Genomic DNA, 8,950 nt, shown 5'->3' with positions numbered 1-8,950 from the left:
TGCGGCGCTGTCCCCTACCCGTCCCTTCCCGAAGCTGGGGCTCCGCCCCAGACCCCGCTCCTCAAACGCCGGAGGGGCTGAGATGGGGGCTTGCCCCCCACGCGGCGGAGCCGCAAAGTGTCACAGCGGGAAGGGGCTGGGTGGGGAACAAGCCCCGCAGGGCCGGTCCCTCTGGATCAGTCCGTGATCTGGATCTTGCCGTTCTCGTCCGCCGGCTTCGTGCCCCGCTGCGTGATGCCCTTCAGCAGCTCCGCGACATCGACCCCGGTGGTGGAGCTGAGCAGCTCCATGCCCTGGGCGACGTTGTCGGTGACCGTACGGGCCAGCTGGCTCGCGCCGTCCGTCGAGATCACCGTCATCTTGTCGATGGCGCTCAGCGGCTCCGCCGCCTTCGCGACGACCTGCGGCAGCACCTCGACGAGCATCTGCAGCACGGCCGCGTCGCCGTACTGCGCGAACGCGTCGGCCTTCTTGCGCATCGCCTCGGCCTCGGCCGAACCCTTCGCGGCGATGGCGGCCGCCTCCGACTCACCCTCGATCCGTACGGCCTCGGCAAGCGCCGCTCGGTGCAGCTTCTCGCCCTCACCCGTGAGGCGGGAACGCTCGGCGTCCGCCTCGGCCTCCTTGACCTGCGCGATACGACGCGCCTCAGCCTCCTGCTCCGCCTGGTACCGCGCGGCGTCGGCGGGCTTACGCACCTTCGTGTCGAGCTCGCGGTCGGTCAGGGCCGCCTGGCGCTCGGCGACCTTCTCCTGCTCGGCCAGGACTTCCTGCTGGCGGGCGGCGTCGGCGAGCGGGCCGGCGGCGTTGGCCTTGGCGGCCGCAGCCTCCGTCTCCACGCGGATCTCGGCCTGCTTGAGGTAGAAGGTCCGCTCGGCGATGGCGATCTCCTCGGCCGCCTTCAGCCGGGCCTGCTCCGAGGCCCGCTTGGCGATGGCCTCGGCGATGTCCGCCTCCTGGCGGGCACGGGCGGCCTCGGGGCGGCCCAGGTCCTCCAGGTAGGAGCCCTCGGTGGTGATGTCCTGGATCTGGAACGCGTCGAGGATCAGGCCCTGCCCGGACAGGCTCGCCTCGGCCTCCTCGGCGACCTGTCCGGCGAAGGCGGCACGGTCACGGATGATGTCCTCGACCGACATGCGGCCGACGATCGCGCGCAGCGCGCCGGACAGCACCTCCTGCGTGAACCCGACAATTCCGTCCTGCTGCTGGAGAAACCGCTGGGCCGCGGCCCTGATCGCGTCCTCGCTGCCGCCGACCTTGACGATCGCGACGCCTTCGAGGTTGGCCTTCACACCGCGCAGGGTGACGGCGCCGCGCACGGCGATCGGGATGTGCCGGCTGGAGAGGTCGAGGGTGAACTTCTGCTGTACGAACGGAACGACGAAGACGCCGCCGCCGACGACGACCTTCTGGCCGCTGTTGTCGGTCGAGGTGTGCCCGGTGACCGGGTCGGTGGACGTCTTTCCGCGACGGCCGGTGATGATGAAGGCCTCGCTGGGGCCGGCGACCTTGTAGCGCGTAATGACGACAAGGGCCAGCAGGACGAGGAGTACGACGACTCCGACGACCGCGACGATGACTGGACTCATGATGAATTCCCCCCTGCCTTCCCAGGGGACGGCAGCAGTTGGAGCGGTACGGACTCAGGACTGTTGGACACGGGTGGGACGGGGATGGACGAGGTGTGACCGGATGGGACCGGTCCTTAGCTTTCGAGGGTGGGACCGGTTATCAGCGTTCGACGGGGCGCACCGCGACCGAGGTGCTCGACAGTGACGCCTCGACCCAGATCTCGGCGCCCCGCGCGACCGGCACCGCGCTCTTGGCCGCGAGTTTCACCGGCTGGCCGCCGAGCCGCAGCAGCACCTCGCCGTACCCGTCGGCGGGTATCGCGGTCACGACGGACCCGGCCGTGCCGACGAGGTCGGTGCCGCGCGGAGTGGCGTCGGTCTGGTCACGCATCAGCGCACGGCTGAACTTCCACGCGAACCAGCCCGTGACGACCCCCGCCGCAACCCCGACTCCCGTGGCCGCACCGGCTCCGAGACCCGTGGCGCCGAGCATGATCGCGCCGCCGAAGCCGAACATCGAGAGGAACCCGGCAATGACGGGCAGCGAAAGCAGGCCGTCGAACAGGCCGTCGAGGACTCCCCCGAAAAGCCCTTCCAGAATCCCGTCGAAGATCAGCGAGAGCGCCAGCAGCACGATCCCCGCAATGCCGAGACCGAGAAAAACAGTCATCCGCCCACCCACCCCCGTGTGCGCCGATCTATTGATCTATTGAACAACTTGAATAAGACGGATCGTCTCATGCAGGACTGACAGAAGACATTGCCGGGTTCCGGCAATCTTTACGCGCCCTTGATGCCGCGTCACTCCAGCACCGGCAGCAACGCCGGAAGATGACCGTCCGACGCCTCTGCCGCCCGCTGCCGCTCGACCGGTACGTCGCCGTACAACGTCGTCCGTGGCTTCGAGGGCCGGCCGGCGGCCTCCGCGATCGCGACAAGATCCTGGACGGAGCGGTACGAGCCGTAACTGGAGCCCGCCATCCGCGAGATGGTCTCCTCCATCAGCGTCCCGCCGAGGTCGTTCGCGCCGGAGCGCAGCATCTCGGCCGCGCCGTCCGCGCCCAGCTTCACCCAGCTGGTCTGGATGTTGGTGATGTGCGGGTGCAGGAGGAGCCGGGCCATGGCGGTGACGGCCCGGTTGTCACGGTCCGTCGGGCCGGGGCGGGCGATGCCGGCCAGGTAGACGGGCGCGTTCGTGTGGATGAAGGGCAGCGTCACGAACTCCGTGAAGCCGCCGGTCTCCTGCTGAGTACGGGCGAGAGTGCGCAGGTGGCCGAGCCAGTGGCGCGGCTGGTCGACATGCCCGTACATCATGGTCGAGGACGACCTGATGCCGAGCTCATGCGCGGTTTTCACGACCTCGATCCACGTCGCGGTCGGCAGCTTGCCCTTGGTGAGGATCCAGCGCACTTCGTCGTCGAGGATCTCGGCGGCCGTGCCGGGGATGGAGTCCAGCCCGGCCTCCTTGGCCGCCGCCAGCCACTCCCGGATCGACATGCCGGTGCGGGTGGCGCCGTTGACGACCTCCATGGGCGAGAAGGCGTGTACGTGCATGCCGGGGACGCGTTCCTTCACGGCGCGCGCGATGTCGAAGTACGCCGTACCGGGGAGATCGGGGTGGATGCCGCCCTGCATGCACACCTCGACCGCGCCGACCTCCCATGCCTGCTCCGCGCGGTCGGCGACCTGGGAGAGGGAGAGCGTGTAGGCGTCGGCGTCCGTGCGCCGCTGCGCGAAGGCGCAGAAACGGCAGCCGGTGTAGCAGACGTTGGTGAAGTTGATGTTGCGCGTGACGATGTATGTGACGTCGTCGCCGACCACGTCCCGGCGCAGCTCGTCGGCGATGCGGCAGAGGGCGTCGAGGGCCGGACCGTCCAGGTGGAGAAGTGCGAGCGCCTGGTCGTCGGTGAGCTTGGCCGGGTCGTCGGCGGCCTGCTTCAGCGCCTGCTGTACGTCGGTGTCGATGCGCTGGGGCACCATGCCGGGGGCGGCGGCCTCGCGCAGCGCGTCCCAGTCGCCGTACACGTTGTCGAAGTCGCCCCGGCGGTCGGTGGTGCGGCCGGTCGTGTCGATGGTCAGGTGCAGGTCGGTGCGGCCGGTGCCTGCCGCTGCCGTGGAAGTCGCGGTCGCAGTCGCAGTCGCAGTCGCAGTCGCGTTGAAACCGTCGTCAGGCTCCTGCCACGGCAGGCCCGTCGGCCGTACACCCTCACGCGCGAGCCCGGTCTCCGCGTCGGCGAGCGCGCGTACGTGCGGGACGAGCCGGGGGTCCAGCCAGGGCTCGCCGCGCTGGATGAACTCCGGGTAGATGGTGAGCCGTTCGCGCAGCTCGAAGCCGGCCTCGGCGGTCTTGGCAGCGAGCTCGTCGATGTGCGGCCAGGGGCGCTCCGGGTTCACGTGATCGGGAGTGAGCGGCGAGACGCCGCCCCAGTCATCGATGCCCGCGCCGATGAGGAGCGCGTACTCGGAGTCGACAAGATTGGGCGGGGCCTGAATGCGGGCGCTCGGCCCGAGGATGTGGCGGGCCACGGCGATGGCGGCGGCCAGCTCCTCCAGCTCGGCGTCGGGCATGCCGCGCATGGCGGTGTCCGGCTTGGCGCGGAAGTTCTGGACGATTACTTCCTGGATGCCGTGGTAGGCGCGGGCGGTCTTGCGGAGCTCGAAGAGCGAGTCTGCGCGCTCCTCGTACGTCTCGCCGATGCCGATCAGGAGTCCGGTGGTGAAGGGGACGTTGGAGCGGCCGGCGTCTTCCAGCACCCTCAGCCGTACGGCGGGCTCCTTGTCGGGGGAGCCGTGGTGCGGGCCGCCGGGCTCGGACCACAGGCGGGTGACGGTCGTCTCCAGCATCATCCCCATGCTGGGGGCGACGGGCTTGAGCCGCTGGAGGTCGGTCCAGGACATGACACCGGGGTTGAGGTGGGGCAGCAGCCCGGTCTCTTCCAGGACGCGGATGGCCAGGGCACGGACGTACGCGAGGGTGTCGTCGTACCCTTCCGCCTCCAGCCACTCGCGCGCTTCGGGCCACCGCTCCTCGGGCCGGTCGCCGAGCGTGAACAGTGCTTCCTTGCACCCCATTTCGGCGCCGCGGCGGGCGATGTCGATGACCTCGTCGGGGGAGAGGAACATGCCGTGGCCGTCGCGGCGGAGCTTCCCGGGAACGGTCACGAAGGTGCAGTAGTGACACTTGTCGCGGCAGAGGCGGGTCAGTGGGATGAACACCTTGCGCGAGTACGTGATGACGCCGGGCCGCCCGACGGCGTCCAGCCCGGCGTCGCGCACGCGCGCGGCGGAGGCTGCAAGGTCCAGGAGGTCGTCACCGCGCGCCTGGAGCAGCACGGCGGTCTCGCCGGTGTCGAGCGCGACCCCGTCACGGGCACGCTTGAGGGCGCGGCGCATGGCGTTGGGGGTGGGGGTGGGGATGGGGATGGGGATGGGGATGGGGGTGCTGCCGGGGATGTTGCCGTCACCCCTGCGTCCGTTCCCAGGCCCGTTCCCGTTCGCGTTCTCGTTCCCGTTCCCGTTCCCGTTCCCCTGTGGTGCGCTCGCGTCGCGTGTCGTCATGCGTCCGAGCATACGAGCGACGCACATCGGCATGGCCCGCCCTGCGGAGCGCCTGCCAGGAAGGCGGTGATGTCGGGGGCCGCTTCCCGAAGGCTGATGAAGTGGCGGTGCACGCCGTCCACGGCGACGGCCGTGTTCACGCCCCACACGGTCATGCCGGCGCGGAGCCCGGCCTGTACGCCGGAGGGCGCGTCCTCGATGACGAGGCAGTTCTCCGGCCGCGTGCCCAGGCGTGCGGCGGCCAGCAGGTAGGGGACGGGAGACGGCTTGCCTTCCGCCACCTCTGCAGCGTCGACGACCACGTCGGGAACCGGTAGCCCGGTACGCGCGAACCGCCCACGCACGCGGTGCTCGTAGTTGGAGGTCACCAGCGCCCAGGCGCCGGACGGCAGCCCGCGCAAGAGCTCGGCCGCACCGTCGAACGCCGTGTACTCCCCGGACCGTACGTCCTCGTCCTCCAGCGCGTGCAGCGCGGCCAGGCACTCCTGCGGATCCTCGGCGGGGGCGACAAGGGCGAAGGTCTCCAGCGGCCGCGTCCGCACCGCGACGCGATACACCTCGCCGGGGTCCACCCCGTACCGCACGGCCCAGTCCGCCCAGACCCGACGCTGGTTGTCGAGAGCGTCGATCAGCGTGCCGTCCACATCAAAGAGAACGAACCGCTTGGCGCACGGTTGCGGCGGGGTCGGGCGCGGAGTCGGGGTCACAGCCTCGATGATGCCAGCGGTGCTGGGCGGCGGGTGCGCGGGTGCGGCGCACCACGCGGCAGGACCGCAGGACCGCAAACGGGGCTGTGATCCGAAGGAGACGCCTCCGTCACGGTGTCGACATCGAGCTGAAGACCACGAAACCCAGGACCATGCCGATGGCCAGGCCCGCTGCCGCGACGATCAGGCCCGTCACCGCCAGCGGTTCGTCCTTTGACTTGGCGATTCCGCCGAAGACCAGGCCGAGGATGCCGAACAGCGGCGGGCAGAAGAACAGCGCTACCGCGCCGAAGACGATCGCGACGATACTGAATGGGCTTTTCTGCATGTGCGTAGCCTCTCCCCCGAGGTGCCGGCCGCAGGGCCGGGCGCTGTCCATGCCGAGATGGCCAAGGTAGCGGCGCCCGGGCGCCTCGCACAGAGGGGCGGGCCGTTCTGGTCAGATAAACCTCGCGTACTCATCCAGTACGCCAAGGACCTCCGCCTCGCCCGCCGGCGGCAGTTGCACCACCAGCTCCGTGATGCCCAGGTCCGCGAAGTGCGCCAGCTTCCCCGGGCTGGGTTTCACCGCGTACGGGACCACCTGCAGGGCCTCCGGCTCGCGCCCCGCGTCCTCCCATACCGTACGCAGCACCGGCACGGACTCCGTCAGGCCCCGGCCGCCGATCGGGAGCCACCCGTCCGCGTACTCCGCGATGTGGGCGAACAGCTTCGGGCCCGCCGGCCCGCCCACCAGCGTGCGCGGGCCGGTCACCGGGCCGCGTGGCTTCTGCACCGGCTTCGGGTGCGCGTATGACGCACGTACCGAGCCGAACTCCCCCTCGTACGCCGTCGGTTCCTCCGACCACAGCGCCCGCATCAGCGCCATCCGGTCCCGCGTCCGCTCGCGGCGCGTGGCCCACTCGACGCCGTGGTCCGCGGCCTCCTCCTTGTTCCAGCCGTAGCCCACACCAAACGTGAAGCGGCCGCCGGAAAGGTGGTCCAGGGTCGCGATCTGCTTGGCCAGGTCGATCGGGTCGTGCTGGGCGACCAGCGTGATGCCGGTGCCGAGACCCAGCCGTTCGGTGACCGCGGCGGCCTGGCCGAGGGCTACGAAGGGGTCGAGCGTACGGCCGTACTCACGCGGGAGTTCGCCGCCCGCCGGGTACGCGGACTCCCGGGACACCGGGATGTGGGTGTGCTCGGGCAGGTACAGGCCGGCGAATCCGCGCTCCTCCAGCTCGCGCGCGAGCCGTACCGGCGTGATCGTCTCGTCGGTGAGAAAGATCGTGGTGGCGATGCGCATGCGGGAGCTCCTCATCATCGTGACCTCGGCCTGCCTACCTGCCTGTGAACCGGCTGATGAGCGCCAAACTACGTTCTGCCGAACTTCGGCGCACCGGTGCCACGGGTTCAATGTGGGTGAGCCGATGCGAACCGCACCCGTAAAGGTCGGCCGACACGCCCCTTCCGTTGCAGGGGCGTTCACGGCTCAATATCAGATCTTCCTCACTGGGGGAACCAGGGGAACCAGGGGAACCAGGGGAACTAATCGGGGGTTCGGCTCCTCTGTGAGGTGACGCATTCGCGCACCGAGGAGGGCTTCATGAAGTTCAACCGCCATGCCGCAGCCACCGCCGTGGCGGCGGTCCTGATCACGGACGGTCTGCTGCACGTGTTCTGGGCCACCGGCAGGACGTGGCCGGCCGCGGACGCGACGTCCCTTTCGTACGCCGTGCTGGGTGCCGCAGTGCCGTTCACGCCGCCCGTGGTCCTGCCGCTCGCCGCGCTGCTGTTCACGGCGGCGGGGCTGGTGACCGCCAGGGCCCGGCTCGGCGGGGCGCACCGCTGGGGGCGGCTGCTCCAGCTGGGGACGGTCGCCGTCGCGTGCGGTACGGCGGTGCGGGGGCTGGTCGGGGTGGCATGGGCGTTCGGGGTGGATGCGGGACTCGACGCCAGTGCGGGCGACACGTTCTACTGGCTCAACCTGGGGCTCTACACACCCCTGACGCTGGCGATGGCGGCTACCACCGCCCGGCTTGCGCTGATGTCGGCGCTGGTGAGGGAGCGGAGTTGAGTGACGCCGCTCAGCGAGAAGACGTACGGGATGATGACGTACGGCAGTTGGTGCGCCTTGCCCAGCGTGGTGACACCCTCGCGATGAACGACCTCCTGGACGCCCTCGCCCCGTATGTCGGCCGCATCTGTACGCCGATCGCCCTGGCCGACGGGCCCGACGCCGTACAGGAGACGCTCGTCGCCGTCTTCCGCGGCCTGCATTCCCTGAAGCAGCCGGCCGCGCTCTACGGATGGGTACGGGCCATCGCCTGCCGGGAGGCGGTCCGGGTGGCCCGCAAGTCCGCCCGCGCCGTCCCCGCCGACCTCGCGACGCTGCCCGCCCGGGGCGATCCGCAGCTCGCGGCGGACATCGGCGACGTACTCGCGCGGCTGTCCCCGGAGCACCGGGCTGTACTCGTACTCCGCGACATCGAGGGCTTCGACGAGCAGTCCGCCGCCGAACTCCTCGGCCTGCGCGTCGGCACCGTGAAGTCCCGGCTGCACCGGGCCAGGGACTCCTTCAGGAAGGCGTGGCAGTCATGACTACCGACGACGACCACCGGCCCGGCCGGCCCGACCGGCCCGACCGGCCCGACCGGCCCGACCGGCTCAGCTGGCCGGTCCCTCCTCCGCTCGATCCGGTACGCCGCCTCTACGCGCTGTCCGCCGGGGTGCGCGGCGCGCGTGTCAGCGAGCGCGAGATCGCCGCGCCGTTCGACGAGGTGTGGGCACTGCTGGCCGACCTGGACGGCGAGTTCGGCCGTCTCGTTCCCGACATGCGGCGCCTGCGCGTCGTACGTATCGAAGGCGACCGGGTCGAGGCGGTCGCCCGGAGCCGCTTCGGCATGCGGGCCAGGTTCGACGGTGTACGCCGCCCGGGGTGGATCTGGCTCCAGAGCCGGTTCGTGCTGGTCGGCGTGGCCGCCGCCGCGACCCCCGACGGCCGGCGCACCCGGGTTGCCTTCACCGGCGGGGTCCGTGTTCCGGGCCGGGCGGCGCTGGTTCCGGTGGGGGTGGGGCGGGCGGGGCGCCGGGTGCTGGGGAGGCTGGCGGTGCGCGTCCAGTAGTTTCAGTCGT

At 70.6% G+C, this 8,950-nt stretch carries 9 protein-coding genes; 3 read left to right on the top strand and 6 right to left on the bottom strand.

What is annotated here, in order from left to right:
- Window positions 1-176 precede the first annotated feature (176 nt).
- From J7E89_RS21150 to J7E89_RS21125, 6 genes are all read right to left on the bottom strand, one after another.
- Window positions 177-1,589, bottom strand: a complete 1,413-nt coding sequence (locus tag J7E89_RS21150) for a flotillin family protein (RefSeq protein WP_214975821.1) — start codon at window positions 1,587-1,589, stop codon at window positions 177-179.
- A 142-nt stretch (window positions 1,590-1,731) separates the two neighbouring features.
- Entirely contained in the window at window positions 1,732-2,241 is a 510-nt protein-coding gene (locus J7E89_RS21145) for a hypothetical protein (protein WP_214975819.1), read from the bottom strand.
- Between the two features lie 131 nt (window positions 2,242-2,372).
- Window positions 2,373-5,129, bottom strand: a complete 2,757-nt coding sequence (locus J7E89_RS21140) for a bifunctional FO biosynthesis protein CofGH (protein WP_285439268.1) — start codon at window positions 5,127-5,129, stop codon at window positions 2,373-2,375.
- Window positions 5,126-5,836, bottom strand: coding sequence for an HAD family phosphatase (locus J7E89_RS21135; RefSeq protein ID WP_214975817.1), 711 nt, complete (start codon window positions 5,834-5,836; stop codon window positions 5,126-5,128). The genes J7E89_RS21140 and J7E89_RS21135 overlap by 4 nt, the downstream gene beginning before the upstream one ends.
- A gap of 109 nt (window positions 5,837-5,945) precedes the next feature.
- Entirely contained in the window at window positions 5,946-6,164 is a 219-nt protein-coding gene (locus tag J7E89_RS21130; protein ID WP_214975815.1) for a hypothetical protein, read from the bottom strand.
- Between the two features lie 111 nt (window positions 6,165-6,275).
- Window positions 6,276-7,121 carry an LLM class F420-dependent oxidoreductase gene (locus tag J7E89_RS21125; RefSeq protein WP_214975813.1) on the bottom strand — a complete coding sequence of 282 codons (846 nt, stop codon included), beginning with the start codon at window positions 7,119-7,121 and terminating at the stop codon, window positions 6,276-6,278.
- Window positions 7,122-7,421: 300 nt separating this feature from the next.
- Between J7E89_RS21125 and J7E89_RS21120 the strand changes: the two genes are divergently transcribed.
- Genes J7E89_RS21120 through J7E89_RS21110 form a run of 3 tightly spaced genes read left to right on the top strand, consistent with a single transcriptional unit; the run spans window position 7,422 to window position 8,940 of the window.
- Window positions 7,422-7,892 carry a DUF3995 domain-containing protein gene (locus J7E89_RS21120; protein ID WP_214975811.1) on the top strand — a complete coding sequence of 157 codons (471 nt, stop codon included), beginning with the start codon at window positions 7,422-7,424 and terminating at the stop codon, window positions 7,890-7,892.
- Entirely contained in the window at window positions 7,889-8,416 is a 528-nt protein-coding gene (locus tag J7E89_RS21115) for an RNA polymerase sigma factor (protein ID WP_251060864.1), read from the top strand. The genes J7E89_RS21120 and J7E89_RS21115 overlap by 4 nt, the downstream gene beginning before the upstream one ends.
- A complete protein-coding gene (locus J7E89_RS21110; RefSeq protein WP_251060863.1) occupies window positions 8,413-8,940 on the top strand; it encodes a hypothetical protein in 528 nt (175 codons plus the stop codon). The genes J7E89_RS21115 and J7E89_RS21110 overlap by 4 nt, the downstream gene beginning before the upstream one ends.
- Window positions 8,941-8,950 lie beyond the last annotated feature (10 nt).

Source organism: Streptomyces sp. ISL-100 (assembly GCF_018614615.1).
GTDB lineage: Bacteria > Actinomycetota > Actinomycetes > Streptomycetales > Streptomycetaceae > Streptomyces.
This window is presented reverse-complemented; position numbering and strand designations above follow the sequence as displayed.

Coding starts and splice junctions, on each gene's coding strand:
- J7E89_RS21150 (WP_214975821.1), bottom strand. CDS start 1,589: ATGAGTCCAGTCATCGTCGCGGTCGTCGGAGTCGTCGTACTCCTCGTC.
- J7E89_RS21145 (WP_214975819.1), bottom strand. CDS start 2,241: ATGACTGTTTTTCTCGGTCTCGGCATTGCGGGGATCGTGCTGCTGGCG.
- J7E89_RS21140 (WP_285439268.1), bottom strand. CDS start 5,129: ATGACGACACGCGACGCGAGCGCACCACAGGGGAACGGGAACGGGAAC.
- J7E89_RS21130 (WP_214975815.1), bottom strand. CDS start 6,164: ATGCAGAAAAGCCCATTCAGTATCGTCGCGATCGTCTTCGGCGCGGTA.
- J7E89_RS21125 (WP_214975813.1), bottom strand. CDS start 7,121: ATGCGCATCGCCACCACGATCTTTCTCACCGACGAGACGATCACGCCG.
- J7E89_RS21120 (WP_214975811.1), top strand. CDS start 7,422: ATGAAGTTCAACCGCCATGCCGCAGCCACCGCCGTGGCGGCGGTCCTG.
- J7E89_RS21110 (WP_251060863.1), top strand. CDS start 8,413: ATGACTACCGACGACGACCACCGGCCCGGCCGGCCCGACCGGCCCGAC.